Annotated in this window: 7 protein-coding genes; 3 read left to right on the top strand and 4 right to left on the bottom strand. The window is 40.4% G+C overall.

What is annotated here, in order from left to right:
* Positions 1 to 70 precede the first annotated feature (70 nt).
* The 3 genes from DS031_RS17470 to DS031_RS17460 form a co-directional block, all read right to left on the bottom strand.
* Positions 71 to 940, bottom strand: coding sequence for a hypothetical protein (locus tag DS031_RS17470; protein WP_113807349.1), 870 nt, complete (start codon positions 938 to 940; stop codon positions 71 to 73).
* 86 nt (positions 941 to 1026) lie between these two features.
* Positions 1027 to 2802 carry a glycoside hydrolase family 66 protein gene (locus tag DS031_RS17465; protein WP_181833217.1) on the bottom strand — a complete coding sequence of 592 codons (1776 nt, stop codon included), beginning with the start codon at positions 2800 to 2802 and terminating at the stop codon, positions 1027 to 1029.
* Between the two features lie 203 nt (positions 2803 to 3005).
* Positions 3006 to 5723: a glycoside hydrolase family 31 protein gene (locus DS031_RS17460; RefSeq protein WP_220182099.1), complete on the bottom strand. Its 2718-nt coding sequence runs from the start codon at positions 5721 to 5723 to the stop codon at positions 3006 to 3008.
* A gap of 711 nt (positions 5724 to 6434) precedes the next feature.
* Between DS031_RS17460 and DS031_RS17455 the strand changes: the two genes are divergently transcribed.
* The 3 genes from DS031_RS17455 (at position 6435) to DS031_RS17445 (ending at position 11110) form a co-directional block, all read left to right on the top strand.
* Positions 6435 to 8231 (top strand): cache domain-containing sensor histidine kinase, encoded by a 1797-nt coding sequence (locus DS031_RS17455; protein ID WP_113807347.1) that lies wholly within the window; start codon positions 6435 to 6437, stop codon positions 8229 to 8231.
* 18 nt (positions 8232 to 8249) lie between these two features.
* Entirely contained in the window at positions 8250 to 9812 is a 1563-nt protein-coding gene (locus tag DS031_RS17450) for a response regulator transcription factor (RefSeq protein WP_113807346.1), read from the top strand.
* Between the two features lie 83 nt (positions 9813 to 9895).
* On the top strand, positions 9896 to 11110 hold the full coding sequence (locus DS031_RS17445) for an extracellular solute-binding protein (protein ID WP_181833216.1): 1215 nt from the start codon (positions 9896 to 9898) through the stop codon (positions 11108 to 11110).
* A gap of 148 nt (positions 11111 to 11258) precedes the next feature.
* Here the strand turns inward: DS031_RS17445 and DS031_RS17440 are convergent, their stop codons facing one another.
* The gene (locus DS031_RS17440) at positions 11259 to 17159 is read right to left on the bottom strand and encodes a TIM-barrel domain-containing protein (RefSeq protein WP_342767262.1); all 5901 of its coding nucleotides are present in this window, start codon (positions 17157 to 17159) and stop codon (positions 11259 to 11261) included.
* Positions 17160 to 17579: the final 420 nt, after the last annotated feature.

Genomic DNA, 17579 nt, shown 5'->3' with positions numbered 1-17579 from the left:
ATATAAACCCCCACTTCATACCTTTACGGATTATTATGAAGTGGGGGATTTTTGTAAATAAGGCCTCTAGCTAGTTGTTAAAACCATAATCTGCATCAATGATCTTTTCGATTGGATGTCCATCCTCTGTCAAATTTTCAATTTCAGCTCCTAAATATAGATCTGTCTGGAAATATCCATTCTCCGGTAAATCAACGTTAATAGTATGTGTTCCCGGTTCATAAACTTTTGTGATATTATCATAGGCCGTCTGCCCCTCATATGGTTTTCCGTCTTCTCCAGGAACTACTCCATCTGGATAAACATAGCTTGTAAAGCTCATCTCGACTGGATCCATCCCATCAGGAACCGTAAATGTTGCCGTCCCTTCTGTTACATTCGAATTAAAAAATTGGTCGAGCGGACGTTCAGGTATAATAGATTCGTTTGAGTCAGTTGTTTCTTTAACCGTTATGGACTCGCTCCACAGTTCTCCTTTTCCGGGATGATTTGGACGCTGGTAAGCTTTAAACATATAATTTCCAGACTTAAGCTGTTCTGGTGTATAAGTGAGTACCTGCGTTTCACCAGGCATTAATTCTTCGATCACTCCTGTATCGACAATCTCACCCTCTTTTGGATTTCCCTTTTCCGCCCAGAAAACTTCATAGATGACTTCTCCCTGCATTGCTTGAGAATCCTCACCATTTTTTACGATGGAAAAAATACCGTCAGAATTTATATTTTCTTCGCTAAATACTAGTGAACTTCTATCCCATGCTGATTCATTTATGGTAAATGGAGATTTCATCTCTTTGTGAGTATTTGTTATATGATTCCCTTTTTGAACCTGCTGATGTTTCATATTATCAGCTAGTGCAGTATCTGCAGATTGTATAAATGGGATAGCCAACAAGGATGCTGTAATAAGACTTGCAGAAACTTTGTTTACCTTCTTCAAAATAATCCCTCCAGTTATATCGTTTGATAGATTGGATTCTTTATTATTGTTTCATGATTTCTTCACTTTTTAGTGATGGTTAACATTTAATTTTTATATTCTACAACAACCATATCCCAATATTTTAAAGATGGAACTTCGAATGTCACCTTTTCATTTTCTTGATTAAAGGTTAAGGGAATGGAGACCCCATCCTTTACATCGGGAGAAGCAAACCAAATCTTATCAACTATACGATCAGTTTGAAATGATAACTGCAGCTCTTTTCTTACATTCGGTTCTTTTTGCTGTCCATCTGTATCTCTCCACTCTAGTGTCGAGGCATCAAATAAATTAATAAGATGGAAGATTTCTCGTTTTCCTTTCTTTTTAGAAAACGTCCACAGCGTTCCTTTTTCAGGATTTTCACGAAGATGCACCCAATTTTCCGTAGAAAGCTTCGTCTCACTTGGGACTACTTCATCACGAAGGACATTTTCATAGGCAACAAGAAAGTCATAATACGTTTTAAGTTTTTCTTGTAATGATGGAGAGACGGTTAAGTTGTTGTGCGGAAAATATTCCTTTGAAAGCAGGTGTTCTCCAAGTTCTATATGGGCACCGCCGGCAGCAAAAATAACCGCATCCGTTAACAAAATCCCTGGCTCATTAAACACACCTTTTTGATTGGAGAGATCATAATTCATATAAGCCGCTAACACGGTATTATACTTTCCATGACTAAACTCCTCATTTTCATCAATAATCTTTTTCAAATCTCCATACGTGTCATATGGTGACCATACTTCCGTATAAAGAAATTCAACCGGCGACTGCGCAATATTCCATTGTCCATATTGGTTTACAGCATTCATGACTAATTCCTGATTCATATGCTTCTTTGCTGATTTTAAAAAAGGTTCAAACGTTTCTGGAAGATGAACCTCTTCCCCAGCTGCGTTAAATACACGGCCGCGATCACCTAACTGATCAATATGCCAACCATCAAAGTTAAGATGCTGAAACACATTGTTCTGCTGATCAAATAGATACTGCTGCCACTCTTCATTCCCCGGGTTAACTAAGAAAATATCACTCTGCCAATCCTTAGGAAGTGGATGATAATCGTGCTTGTCCATCTGTTGGTCTTTAAAAAGACGCCACTCTTCTTTTACTCCGTCTTTTTCAGCCTCTTTAAAGGCACCGTACAACAAATTATAAGCCATTGCTTTCATATTTTTTTCATGGGCATGATCAATGTATTGTTGAATGGTTTCAAGGCTGATTGGACGATTCGCAATATCCAACCAAGATGAAACAGGGAGATCACCATTCATTTTTAATGGTTGATGATGCTGAAAATGCCAGTCATAAAACTGCAAACCATTGACATGATAACGATTCAACTTTTCGATCACTTGATTTATTGTTGACTTTGGAAGACCTGAAAAATCAGATAAATAGCCGTACCTTGGAAACTTACTCCAATCAGATGACACATCAATCCCAATCGTTTTGCGATCAACTTGTTGGTCATCCATATACAAGGATACCTCCATTAAATAACCTTTATAGTCTGCTGGAGGAGCCTGCCATTTCCACTCGACTTGTTTTTCTTGTGTAACAGAAAAAGATTCACTTTCTATCAGCTCATTTAAATGCCAATACTGAACTTTCACATCGATTTTTTCAGAACTTTTCTTATTCAGTATAAGAGTTGAGGAAACCGTGTTCTCCGGTGAATATTGCGCTTTATCGGTTATTAAACTTTGGATAGCTGGGGCATCTTCCCTTTTCTTTTTATCATTAGAAGTTGTTATGATAAAAATGATGCCGATAATTATACTTGTGATGAGCAGGAAGAAAAGCAATTTTTTACTCATGTTCATTTGCTCCCCTTTATTATTTGACTGACATGAAGAAGTTGATCTAAAAAAGAATCAGCCCCCTCGCATAATATATAACCACTATATATTTTATAAATATGAGAGGGGCCGACCCTTATCAATCAACTTTTTTTAAACTATAAGAAACATATTTTAAATTATTTGTAAGTGTCCCTACCTTGCACTTTCTGTTCCCTTTATTATTTGGCCTTTCCATTCAAGAAGACTTTTACTTCCTTGTCTTCTGATACTGGAATGTTTACATAAAGAGTCGATTGTGCTTCATCATAGAAATAGGTTTCACTTGTTTGTTTGACTTCCTCCACGCTGTTTACTGCTTTATATTTGCTGGATGCAGCTTGAATTTTGCGCGGTTTTTCTACATGATTAAGCTTTAACGTGTAGGCTTCCAACTGAGAATCTTGATAGTTTTGAACTTCTTTTTCTTGTGTAAATGTTACAAGTTTTTTATTTTCATTTGTGACTGTAAAGTTTGTAACATTGTATTCGCCTTTTTTGTAGTCTTCCGTTTCACTGTCATCCTCATAGAAGGAGTAAGAAGCTTCTTGATCTAAATACGTATCCAGTACAAGATTTGTTAATGGTTTTTCACCTGTGTACTGCTGAACTTCACGGCGTGGAATGATTGAGTCTTTCTTTACATAGATTGGAAGAGTTGCAAGATCTGCTTCTTTATGAATTGTTTGACCGCCTTTAAACTCTTCTCCTGTCCAGTAGTCTACCCAATTCTCTCCTGCCGGAAGGTATACGTCACGGGAAGTCGCTCCCTCGTAAACTACCGGTGCCATCATAAGCGAATCACCGAACATGAATTGATCTTGGATATTATGTGTGTTCTCATCCTCTTGGAATTGGTACACGAGCGGCTGCTGGATGAGCTTGCCGTTTTCAGTCGTTTCTTTAAAGGTATTGTACAGGTAAGGCATCAATTCATAACGCAAGGAAATGTACTTGCGGCTGATGTCCTCGACTTCCTTGCCAAACTGCCATGGTTCTTGTCTGCTCCACTCTAAAAGATTACCAGCATCTGTCTCCATCGGGCTCTGACCGGCATTATTGTAATGGTCGCGGGAGAACGGATAGAAAGCGCCTACCTCAATCCAACGCGCAAACAATTCCGGCGTAGGTACAACCCCTTCGTGAGGTTTTTTCGCAAAGCCACCGATGTCGTTTCCTACCATCGCGAAACCTGTCAAACCGACATTCGCATTTTGGAAAATTGAAATTCTGAGCATTTCCCATTCGCTCCAGTTATCGCCTGTCCAGGTTGCTGTGGCGTAACGCTGAGTACCTGTAAACGAAGCACGCGTTAAAACAAACGGTCGCTCATTCGGTTTCAATGTTTTAAATGCTTGATCTGTTGCTTTGTTCTCCAGGTGAGCGTAGATATTGTGTGCTTCTTCATGCGTCATTTTTCCGCCATCATCCGTTTCGAAAACAGTATCGAGCGGTAAAGACCAATAGTCTTTCGTACTAAAGTTAGCCGGTTCATTCATATCGTTCCAAATACCGTCAATGCCTTTATCAAACATCATTTTATGCCAACCTGCCCACCAATCTCGGGTTTCTTGCTTTAAGAAGTTCGGGAAAACAGATTTGGATGGAACACCCCATGGCCAAACTTTACCCAAATAAGGGGTTCCGTCTGGATTTTTAGCCCAAAGATCTTTCTCTGTCCCTTCCGTATAAGGAAGATATTCCGGTTGGCCAGGATCTGGTACACGCATTGCCGGATCGACAATTGCGACCGTATGGTAATTCTGTCCTTCCAGCATTTCGTTCAAGCCATCTGGATCAGGGAATTTATCGCCGAAGAAGAACGTTTTATAATCGTCCATCCATTCGATATCGTACCACATACCGTCTGCTGGGATTTTCTTTTCGCGGTAAGTTTGGGATACTTCCTCAAGGTCTTTCTGATGATAACCCCACGCAGCTTGATGGAATCCCATTGACCATTTTGGAGGCATTTGCATCTTACCGGTTAGATCAGTATAACGGTCAACAACATCTTGAATCTCTGGGCCGTTAATGAAATAGTAAGTCAGTTTTCCGCCATCAGCGTGGAAGTAGTAGTAATCATCACTTTCAGCTGCCATGTCGTAGTAAGAACGGTATGTGTTATCAAATAAAATACCGTATGAATTTGTTCCTTTTAAACCGATAAAAAACGGAACAGAGGAGAAAGTGTATTTTGAAACCGGTTGTGGCTGATTCTCGCGGTTCCAAACTGCAATATCTTTACCGCGGTGGTTCAAACCAGTTGTTTTCTGTCCGAATCCGTAAAAATCTTCGGTTTTGTCGGTTTTCTTGAACACATAAGGCTTGCCGTTCTCGTACCCTACGCCCTGCTCCGCGTCCTCGTTGATAACGTTCCCGTCTTTATCCAAATATTTGATTCCGAACGGACTCTTCTTAATATGTACAGTTAAGCTGTCGGAAGCCAAAACGATTTTTTCGTTATCTTCAGTCATTGTAAATTCAGCCGTATCCCAATCAGTTTTTGCGATACCTACAGAAGTATACTCTTTCTCGCCTTTTTTCAGGACCGACACTTTGGAAATGTCAGGAGACAGCAAGCGGATATAAGCTTCCATTTCTCCCAAGTTCAGCTTAACGCCGTTTTCTAATTTTGTGACTTCTTGCACTTCCATCGGTCCTTGCAGATTGTTTTGATCCAGAGGTCTTTCCGGATGCACATGCTGCAAGTTGCCGTTCTCATCAACCATTTTGCCTTCCCACATTTGGGCCCCTGGGGGAGCCACAAGCTCTGCAGCCGATGCAGCTTTAGGCATTAGAGGCGCAACAGTTCCAGCAGCAGTTCCACTAGTCACTACTGTAGCGGCAAGTAACATGGAAGCACATTTCTTGTTTAACTTCTTCTTTTTTAATTTCATAGCTCTCTCCTTCTTCGATTTAAATTAAACACAGACAAACTTTCAAATGGAAAACTACTTCACACCAGCTTATTTTTTCAGATCCTTTCTCTCCTCTCCCCGATCATTTTCAACCAAGCGGAACCTTGTTTTCCTAGGCTTACTACTAAGTTAGCAACTAAAGGAGATCTAAACAATCGGAAAAAAATCCTATTCGATTGTTTGAAAGCGTCCTCAAACCGAGATGGAAAGCGGTTTCGAAATACTCTTTAAATAAAGGTAAAATAGCGCCAGCCTTAAGTTTTTGTTATTCCTTTTACACCGGGCAGATAATTTCTAGTCTTAGATTTTAAAAATGTGTAATTTCAGAAAATATAGTTCAAAAGAACTAAATAGATGTACGCTTTTCTGACTTGTATACTGGATCGTCAACCTTTTATTTATCGTTTATCGCTTAAAATATGACACTTAAACAAGCGTTTTTTCCTTATTAATTATTTAATTGAAAATATAGGATATCCTTAGTTCCTTTTAGCGGAAACTTAGGAGGGGTAAAATTTTTCGCTCTTCATTAAAAATAAAACACCTTTATATATGGGAGAGGACAAAAATGATATGTTAATTAATAGATAAAAGGCTGGACAAGCAGGCTGTTTCCAAAAACTTCATTGGTAAAAGGCGCTTCTCAACCTGTACAATGAGTAAAGCAAGAAACGAATAAGGCGGGGTGTTATGTTCCAAAAATTTTTATTATCCAGAAGCTTTTCATCGAAAATCATAGTGGCCTTTCTGCTCGTGATATTGATTCCAACGCTTTTTATTTGTTTGGCTTTTTACTGGGAGTCTAATTCTATCTTAAAGAGAAACGTGCGGGAGTCCACCGTCCAAATCGCCAAACAGACGGCGGAGTCGCTCTCTTTCATATTGAATGTTGGAATCGATACCTCCGATTTTATTAGCAGTGACACGAATATTCAACGTGCTATTTTACAATTGAATAACAGAACAGCAAGCGAACAGAGAAAAGATTCTCAATATATTAATACCTTATTGAATAATTCCGTCTATTCCAACTCCTTCGTCAAAATTATTTATGTGTTAAAAGAGGAAGGCATCGGATGGGGAAGCGGTACTTTTGCCGAAACAAACCTTAACAACATACAGCTCTCTGACCAGGAATGGGTGAAGGAAGCCAAGCTCAAGGATGGAGCTTTGGTTTGGCAAGGAATTCAGTATGATCTTTTCCACGGTGGCAGCGTTAATACGGACTTGGTTCTTCCCGTTAGCAGAGTCTTAAAAGATTTTGACACCATGAAAAATATCGGACTTGTGCAGGTTCATTTGGACGGGCGATCCATTCTGAATACGATTGAGTACTTGAAACTCGGGGAGACGGGAAAGTTTTTCGTCGTGGATACCGAAGGAAGGATCATGATCGATTCCAATCTCGACATGATCAACAAGAAGGTGGAGAATCCCAACTTGTACAGGCATATTGTGGGAGACGATGCTGTGGAATTCGAGTTTGCCGTAAAAGGGGTTCCTTATTACGGTGTTAAACAGCCTTTGAGCAACGGCTGGATGCTTGTAGGTACTGTTCCAATCCATGAAATCATTGGACAGTTGGATCGTCTCCAATCTTGGATATTTTTCTCCTCTGGTGTCTTCTCCTTAATTGCGATCGGCATCGGCCTTTTTACTGCTGGATGGGTAACCAAGCCTGTAAAACAGCTTACCCAGAGCATGCTGCGGGTTAAACAAGGGGATTTAAAAGAAAGAACGACCGTTAATTCCTCCGATGAGATCGGCTTTTTGAGCAATCAGTTTAACGAAATGCTTCATGAAATCGAAAACTTAATGCAGCAGGTGGAAAGTGAGCAGAGTGAAAAATATCATGCAGAGCTTCGGGCTGTTATGCACCGGATTAATCCGCACTTTCTCTATAATACACTTACCACCCTTCGTTGGCTTATTGATTCGAATCAAAACGAACGAGCTTCTCTCGTATTGTCAGCACTGAACCATCTGTTGGAAGCGAACATGGGGAAAAGTGGAAGCATCATAACGGTAGGAGAGGAACTGGACATTATCCGGAAGTATTTAGTCATTTTAGAGCTTCGCTACGAAAAAACATTCCATCTGGAGCTGGATATTGAACCGGGTACAGAAAAAATCCCCATCCCCCGAATGCTCCTGCAGCCTGTGGTAGAAAACGCCATATTCCATGGCATCGTGCCCAAAAATACGGATGGACGAATCTCGATAAGGATCCATTTTAATAACGGAGATATAGAATTTCTTATTAACGATGACGGTTTGGGTATCAGGAATGATAAGTTGAAGGAATTGAATGATCCGAAAACTGCCGTCGAAAAGGGAAATATCGGTATCGGTTTACGTCATATCTTTGACACACTAAGGCTGTATTATGACCAAAATTGGGAATGGTCTATTTCTAGCGAGCCGGAGCAAGGTACGACAGTACGCATTTTGCTGAAAAGAATAGTGGAATCTTCCATTAAAAACTAGCTGAACAGGAGGAATAATATGTATAGAGTTCTTATCGTCGATGACGAACCTGTCATTCGTAAAGGAATCACTGCCTTTGTTGATTGGGAAAAGGAAGGAGTAATAGTCGAAGACCAATACGCCAACGGCGCCGAAGCACTGGCTGCTCTTGAAAAACGTTCCTATGATATTCTCATTACGGATATCAAAATGCCTTTGATAGGCGGCATTGAGCTTATGCAGCAAGCACTAAAGCTTTACCCATTTCTCAAAGTGATCCTGATCAGCAATTACAACGACTTTGAATACGTAAAAGAAGGACTTAAGCTGGGGGCAGTCGATTATTTGTTAAAACTAACCTTAAAAAAGGAGGACCTTCTCGCCGTGCTTCGGCGGTGTATCTCCATGCTGGAAGAAGAGCGGAAAAAGGATTCCGAACTAAACCATTACCAACAGGGAGCCGTTTATCTGGCACGGAAAAATGTCGAACAGGAAATCAAACGATTAATCGTGCAGGAGCAAACCTCCCCTTTGCCAACCGATTGGGCCCCCGCATGGTTAGAAAGTTCCTATGCCTGTGTCTATCTTATGCTGGATGAAGCAGAGGAATGGATTGAAAACCACGGCTACCTGTATGTACAGTTCCTATTGGAGGAATGGCAGAAAATGTTTTATATGCAAATTGAGGAAGGAGCCGCACTGCTTGCGGATGAAAGCTGCATGTTTCTCATTTTACCGAACCAGGATAAGAAAGCGAAACAGCGGCTTCTCAATTGGAAGCAGTTATTGGAAAAGGAATGGCATGTTTCAACGTCAGCCGGCTTTGTGACAGAACAAGGTATAGATAGCATTTTCAAGGGGTTTGCCAACAGCCACTCGGCATGCCAAAGGCGATTTTTTGAAGGACTGGGCGGTCTGTATGGTATAAACAGTTCAGAATTATGCATGAAAAAAGAAGGACATCATGATTGGACGTCTTTCTTCGAAATGATTCACAATGGCGATCCGATTTCCTCTGCGATTGAAGTCGCGCTTGAACGCTGGAAGAGCGGAAATTTGACCCCGGAACAAGTGCGGCAGGAGGCATGCAGCCTTATCACGGGTGCTTATCGTTTGCATGGGGACGCAGAATCAATGCTCCCTGAACGTCATGATTTGCTTTGCCGGGCGGAGACAATGGAACAAATGGTATCCCTTCTAATTAGTCAACTGGAAGAAATCGAGACGCCCTTTATACGGAAACTGACTGATACTGGAGACGACGAGCAGGTGATCACGAAGGCGCTGGAATATATATCCGCGCATTATACCGAGAACTTAACACTTCAGAGTGTAGCGGATATCGTTCATCTCAGTAAAAGTTATTTCAGTCTCTACTTCAAAAAACAAACAGGAAGAAACTTTGTTGATTATTTGATCGAGCTGCGTATTAGAAAAGCAAAGCAGCTATTGGTGCAAAATGAAAGTCGGATTTACGATGTAGCGAGGGTCTCAGGCTTTAAAGATGTAAAATATTTCAGCAAAGTGTTTAAGAAAGTAACCGGATTAACCCCGATGGAGTATAGGGAAAAATACCAGACAACAAGATCGTCTAATGATTAAGAAAGGAGGGTTACGTTATGGATTGTCGGTGGGTATCCTTTTTACTAATTCTAGTATTGCTTACCGGGTGTAGGAGTCCGTCCATGATCTCTGATCCAAAGAAGGTTCAAACACTTCAGGATCACGAAAAAACCGTCATTACTTTTTGGCACACATACAATGAAAAAGAAACCAGGTTACTGGAACAAGAGTTGATCCCTGCTTTTGAGCGCGAGCACCCAAACATTCAGGTAGAGTCTATAGACTTGGCTTTTAATAATGAATTAATTAACACCTTAATCGCACGAACCTCTTCCAAGCGTGGCCCTGACGTTGTACGACTCCATATCGCCTGGATTCCCGAGTTTTTATATAAAGAGCTTCTTGAACCGTTGAGCGGGTTCGGTGATTTCGAAAACATCCGAAAAAGGTTTAATACAAATTTAATGAATATAGGTCTCTATAAAAATAATTATTATTCTTTGCCGCTCAACATTTACACGAAGGCTCCTATCTTTAACCGTGAACTTCTGAAGCGTGCGGGCTATTCCAAGCCACCAATTACGATGGACGAAGTGCTGGAGCTTGCCCGACGTTATCAATATACTATTGGACTCAGGGGTTTAGGACCATGGGATACTATTCCATACATTTATAGTCTTGGCGGATCCTTTATTGACGAGCATGCCAACAAAGCTTCTGGATATTTAAATAGTGACGAAACCATCCATGCTGTGGAGCAGTTAACAGCTCTTTTTAAGGAAAATCTCATTGATCTTCCGCAGGACAAGCTAGGTGCAGTAGAAAATTGGGAACGGATAAAGGCCGGAAATATGCTTATGACAGACGATGGTCCCTGGTTCTACAGTTTATTAGATAAATCAGAATTTGATAGTGCTCTAAAGCTAACCTTTCCTGTACCATTTCCACAAAATAATGGTCCTGCTTCAATAATTGGCGGCGAAAATCTGGTCATTATGAAGGACAGTAAACGGAAAGCTGAGGCATGGACGTTTATGAAATGGATGACAGGAAAGAAAGCACAGTTATTACTCTTGGAGCATACCGAATTAATACCGACTAACCTAGAAGTGGCCAAGGCTTCGACAATAACTAGAGATTCTTACCTCTATCCTTATAGAGAAGATGCGAAAAATGCCATCCTGCTCCCTCTCGTTAAGAACTGGCGTAAAATCGATGGAGTGTATACGGAATACATGAATAAAATATTTGAGGGTGAATTATCGGTTAAGGATGGTTTGGACCGCGCGGCGGCTGAAATAGACAGGCTCTTAGCCGATGACCCCGTTACAAACTAAACATAACGAACATTACCTTTTTATTATTATAAAAGCAAAAAAGAGGTTGGATTTGAATGTACACAACCTCTTTTTTCGCAAACAAAATTCGTATAAGCGAAAATATTAAACTATTTGGACTATATAATACACAGCTAAAATCCACTTTTTAATTAGTAGTCGTAATTACTTGTGCTTCAGCAGTAGATACCTTTGCCGTTTTCACCAATAACATATCGGTTTCTGTATCGTAGTACCAAACATCGTTCCCTGCTTCAACTGCTTCTTTAGAATCAACTAATGTTAACTTTGTACCGTTGCGTTCCACAGATCTAACTTCTTTATTATTGCCCGCATTAACCTTTATTTCTGTAACCCATGTTCTCTCTTCAATCTGTCCGTCAAAGCTGCCATTCATCGTTTCAATTTTAAGTGTCACATTACCTTCTTCCGATACTGCTGACGAAAACACTGTATCAGTCGACTGACGGGTTTCATATTTGTAGGTTTTACCGTCATCTTCATATAAAGTAAAGCTTGAAGATTCTCCGTTTTGTTTTGGATAGACCTTCAATGTTATCTCTGATGCAGGTCTTTCATTTGTATAATTTTGTACCTCCTGCTGCGGAATAATCGCACCTTCTTTTACAAATACCGGAATCTTAGACAAGTCCGCCTCATACTCAATCGTTTGCCCTCCCGAAAATGTTTTCTGGGTAATCCAGTCATACCATGTACCTTCTGGAAGATAAATACTTCTCTTAGAAACGCCTTCCTTAGAAATAGGAGCTACCAGCATATTTGGACCAAACATCCATTGATCTTGAATACCATATACATTTGAATCCGCTGCATAATCCATGACAAGTGGTCTCATTAACGACACATTTCCGTCTGTTGTTTGCTTGGCTGCTGAATAGATGTAAGGCAGTAGTCGGTAACGCTGTTCAATGCTTTGTTTTACAATCCCTTCTGCTTTCTCACCAAACACCCAAGGCTCTCTTGTGTTTGTTGGATCCCCACATTCACAATTATGCGCACGGAAGATCGGCATAAAGGAACCAGCCTGCATCCAACGTGTATATAGTTCAGCAGTAGGTTTGCCGTTAAATCCACCAATATCTGTTGTAAAATAAGGCATACCAGACATCGAAGAGCTTAATCCTAATTGCATATTGTGCGTAAAGGACTCCCAGCTTGCATCAACATCCCCGCTCCATACCGTTGCCCCATATTTTTGAATGCCAGAAAACCCGGAACGTGACAAGCTCCATATCCGGTTATCACTGTAGCTTCTATGACCGTTATAGAAAGCTTTTGCTTCGTTTAATGCATAGACATTTCTAATTTCTGCTGCGCTTCCCTTGGAGAAGTGGTGTCTTAACGAATCCATCTCTATTTCTGGTTCATTCAGATCAATCCAATACCCTTTCACACCGGCATCATGTAAGAGTTTCACCTGTGCATTAAACCAATCTACAGCTTTTGGATTGGTGAAGTCCACTAACCCTGCTTTACCATACCAAGCGTCATAAATTATTGTATTTCCCGAAACGTCTTGAACAAAGTATCCATTCTGATCGCCTTCGTTAAAATTGTTCGCCGTTACTTGAATGTACGGATCTACAATCGGTACTGTCTTGATCCCTTTTGTCGCTAACTCCTCCATGCTTTCTTTTGGATTAGCAAAAGCTTCAGACCACGTCATATCAAAGTAATGATTCTCTTTGGCCCAATAAACATCAAGAATCATACCATCTAAAGGAATTTGTTTTTCTCGAAAGGTATCGACGATCTGATTCACTTCTTGCCAGCTCTTATATCCATACTTAGATTGGATATAACCTAATGCCCATTGTGGAGGCATCGGAGGAGTACCTGTTAAGCTTGCAAAACTTTTCATAATATCAGTGAGAGTACTTTCCTTTTCACCAGCCATAAAATAGTAAATCATTTCCCCATTTGGTGCATTGAAAGAATACTTTCCACTATCTGTCGCACCCATATCAAACGTCACATTTTCATAGGTATTATCAAAGTAAAGACCATATCCCTTTGTACTTGTGAAGAATGTACCAGAAATATCAGAAGTATTTCCGCCATATCCTCCCTTCATGCCGTTCTTCATTACGACTTTGTGACCTCTGCGGTCAAAAGATTGAGAGTCACGATCCACACCTAGACCAAAGAAATGCTCATTTGGATCAAGCTTCATAGCGGAATAAACCCCTGTATCGCCATCATAACCTAAACCTTTACCATCAAGATGCTCTGTTAACATCTTAGTATTGGCTGCATCATAGTATGAAAGCTTAAATGGAGACTTGTAAGCACGCAAACTCAATTTTTCCGTTTGAATCAAAACGTAATCTTCTTGATCACTTATTTTAGGGACTACCTTTGCTATTTCTTGATCAACAACAAAAGAAGCTTTTTTCTTAAATGTTCCAGTTTGTTCCATCCATACTTTTGCCGTGTTCTCTTGAACAAACTCTATCTTTATCTTTTCCTGACTTGCAGAATTCAACACAATGGCCTTCCCATCATCGGTTACAGTATATGGTGTGTCAGCATCTAACCTTTCAACATACGATATAGTTTGATGCTCGCTTGAATCTGTTGCTATCATTTTTACATCATCAACATCCAGAACACTTCCGGCTTGTCCTTCTGTCATGACGCCCACCTTGACCACTTCACCATTCATGAGCTCGATATTCGGTATTTTTACTTCTTTCCAATCACTGCTTGCCGGTATAGAAACTTTTTTAGTACCGCCAGAGTATGTGACATAAACCGATGCTTTATCAAAACTTCCAGATTTACGAGTGTTAATAGACAATTGGTAGTTTCCATCAATAGGGGCATTACTAAATTGCCACAAATCGGATGAATAAGCATCCGTACCTGTAACTCGTGCAAACGCCTTTCCATCTTCGGATTTAATGGAGTGGTTGATCATATTGGTTCGACTCCACTGGGTGAAGCCTTGCTCAAAACCAGTGTTATATAGGTTGACCTGTACATCCTTTGAAATCTCAGCGTTCGCTAACCGCAGTTCTACATTATCAATTTGCATGGAAGTCTCTCCTTTAGGGGCTTCCATATAAAACTCTACAGTCAATTGACCTTCCGTAACGTCGATTGTGTCCGTACTGAATTCTTTATACTCAAACTCATCGGCGTTCCACATCTCTTTTAAAGGACCATCCGGATCTTTTAATTGAGGTTTAATTGTTACCTCCACCTTCTCTTTACCAGGCTGAGATATAATCATTTTAGCAACCCCACCAGAAAATGATGGATCTAAATGCGGCATGAGTTTGACCATCGCCGCTACCGTGTATTGGCCATCCTCTAAACCAACAATTGTTTGTTTAGAAGAGACTTTTCCACTGCTATTCGGAGAATACAAGTATTGTTTATACCCTTCATAAGCATCATTTTTATCCACACCATGCCGCACCGTTGTGCCAAAGGTATCGACAGTCCAACCTGTTTCATTGCCCATTTCAAAATCTCCATTAATAAGCTGACCTGTACCGAATTCAACCTGGATGGAATCCATTAAAACGGCACCTGTATCTTTAGCAGTGAATTCCAAGGTTATCAAATTCAACCCTTTGTTCAGTTGTACAGATTCTTCGACAGTTCCCCATTTATCTTGGGTACTTGGGAACGACACTGTAGTCGGTGCCTCAATAACATTCTTCTTTACATCCTCAACGGAAAGAGATAAAGTACCAGTTTCTGCATTACCGTTCGCATATTTCATCGTTATTGGAAACTTTCCTGATTTCGGTACTTCAACGGCAATCATTACCTTTGAGTCTTTCGTATTCAGTCCAGTGATATAGCCAACTCCATCGTACCCCAATTGTTCGTTATCAAAGATCGCTCCGCCTTGATAAGAAGCTGCTTCGGTTTGATAGACTTTTTTCGTTGATTTTGGAATTAACTTCAATACAGTGCTGTCATGCGGCTCCAACATGCTGGAATACATAGTGCGGTAGCCTAGATCTTTATGTTCCCAAAGATCGCGAACAAAAGCTTCTTCCTTGATTCCAAGAGCTTTTTTGAAATCTATTGAAAGCTCTTTGCTTTCATCACTACGATTAAAGAGAGAAACAATCCAAGATCCATCTGGTAATTGACCAGCCCACCTTTCACTGTCGCGACTTATATTGTTCTTATAATGCTCATTTGAATAAAAGATTGGTTTTCCTGCAAAACCAAGTTTGTTCAATTCAATTAATTCAGGATTTTGATAATATTGATAGTTATCTCCAATTGTATCATATTGATCGGCAATCGTAATGGGGGAACCTGCCATAGTGAAAAGAGAGACAGCTGTTTTCTTTTCGTTTTCAGCATAAAGGCCTTTAAACGTATTTAACCTTAAGAAATCACCGTCATTAATCATCGAACTGCGTCCAGAAATATCCGCAAAACCAGTAAACCCTTGGAATGGATTGGCCCATTGAGACCAATTATTCGTCCACTCTTGTCTACGGCCGCTGATATGCTCCCAACCGCCGCTGAAAGCATCCTCATCAATTCGAATCATATCGCCATACTTTTGCTCATATTCGCCGTGATTCTTTAAGTCCGGCATAACCAAACTAAGGAATACACCATTTTCTTTAGTGGCTTCATCCATCCATTGAAGGGCTTTTCGATATTGTTCTCTCGTATGACCTATACCAACTTGACCTAATCCTTTATCGTATCCGCTTTCATACCAGGACAAAAAGTCTACACGTAGATACGAAGCACCTTGTTTGGCAAAAAAGTCTACATATCCTTTCAGAAACTTCTCAGCATCAGGATGATCAACATTTAACCAATAAAGAGCTCTTTCTCCCCCTTGTCCCCCATCGAAGCGATCACCTTGCAGCGTTTTACCGTCACCAATATCTTGAGGTTCTATAATAACAAGATCTGCGACTGGTGTATCTGTACCTATCACTTTGTATTTATCCGGATTTTTTACAACTTCTGGACTAATCCAAAGCGGATTGTAATAGATACCAAATTTCATACCTTTACTCTTTACATAATCTGCCCAGTCTTTCCATGTATGGCCGTTTGGATAACGTTCGTGCGGATAACCCTGCCACGTGTTGTATAATACGGAGACATCGTCAATATCGATTCCAGCATCGCGTGCTTGATTTTCCGTAGGATCTACGATAAATTCTATTTTTAATTCGCCTGAAGTCACATTCACAGTCTCTGTATATGTTGCCCAATTTTCTGTAGTCACTGGCTGGCTTACAGAAGCTTCAGGATTCGTCTTGTCATATCCAGAAAGCTTCATTTCTACAACAACCCCTTTGTCAGCAAAACCATTCTTTCCTTTAGCCTTAGAACTGACGTAATAGTTACCATCCGGTAAATCCGTTATTGTTTGAGAAATTATTTGTTTTTTCGGGTCTTCGCTATAAGTCCATAACGACTTATCACCTTCAGGATCATCATTTCGTCCGTGAGAAAATTCCCCTTCAAAAATCCAGCCTTCCGTTTCATCATGCTCAAACCCGCTATTCATCACTACATTTCCATCAGGAATGGGAGGTTGATCAGAAGATACTGCTTCAAAGGTGATATCATCAAGTTGTAAAGAAGTACTTCCAAGCTTAGAGTCGATGATAAATTCAACCGTCATATCATCTCCAATAGATTCTACATCAAGTGTATAATTTTGGTAACTTGAACTCAGCTTGATTGGCACACTCTTTGCCACTTCCCCATTCTGACTGATACGCATTTCAGCGTAGCTTCCCATGTCATTATCGATAAACTGATTGGAGCCGCTAAAATCCTCTAACGTTGCCCAAGCAGACAGCCGATAGGCTTTACCCTTCTCGAGTCCAGTCACTGTTTGACTTGCGGAAGCGCTGTAAGCTGAATCTTTATAAAAGTAAAACTTAAAGTTATTGCGAGCATTGGACTTATCAACTCCATAACTAGCATTCCCCTTAATCTCCCAGCCTTCCGTAGCAGCATACTCAAAGTCACCGTTAAATAATTTTCCTGGTTTAAGATATGGTTTATCGCGACCATCCATATAAATGGGGTCACTCATCCATCTATCATTATGCGACACAATGTAACCGTTTTCATTTAACAGCGCAGCACCCTCGATCCACCCATCGGTACTAATCATGTCGTAACCGTAATCTTTGAAATTTTCGGCCATCCAATCGATATTTTCTTTCAAACGATGTTCTGGCATGAATACATCTTTTCTGTATTGATGCTCATAAGTAATCCAGTACATCGGACCAGCACCTTGTCTAGTAAACTCACTATCTCTTGCAAACGCAGAACTAACGTTAAAAGCAGAAATAACCAACGCAATCATCATTGTCAGCATCATGGCCTTCGGTAATTGTGTGTGTTTACTTCTTCGCATGTTTACACTCCCTATTTGTTTTTGTTCAATTAGAAACTACTTGTTATTGTTTCTTAAGCCTAAAATACTAAC

The organism is Bacillus taeanensis (assembly GCF_003318295.1).
GTDB classification, from domain to species: domain Bacteria; phylum Bacillota; class Bacilli; order Bacillales; family UBA6769; genus Maribacillus; species Maribacillus taeanensis.
Note: the sequence above shows the minus strand (reverse complement) of the source record. Positions and strands in the feature narration are given on the sequence as shown.

Bases quoted from the DNA above. Each gene is read 5' to 3' on its own strand.
- DS031_RS17445 (WP_181833216.1), top strand. From the start codon at position 9,896: ATGATCTCTGATCCAAAGAAGGTTCAAACACTTCAGGATCACGAAAAA.
- DS031_RS17465 (WP_181833217.1), bottom strand. From the start codon at position 2,802: ATGAGTAAAAAATTGCTTTTCTTCCTGCTCATCACAAGTATAATTATC.
- DS031_RS17450 (WP_113807346.1), top strand. From the start codon at position 8,250: ATGTATAGAGTTCTTATCGTCGATGACGAACCTGTCATTCGTAAAGGA.
- DS031_RS17460 (WP_220182099.1), bottom strand. From the start codon at position 5,723: ATGAAATTAAAAAAGAAGAAGTTAAACAAGAAATGTGCTTCCATGTTA.
- DS031_RS17440 (WP_342767262.1), bottom strand. From the start codon at position 17,159: ATGGATGGTCGCGATAAACCATATCTTAAACCAGGAAAATTATTTAAC.
- DS031_RS17455 (WP_113807347.1), top strand. From the start codon at position 6,435: ATGTTCCAAAAATTTTTATTATCCAGAAGCTTTTCATCGAAAATCATA.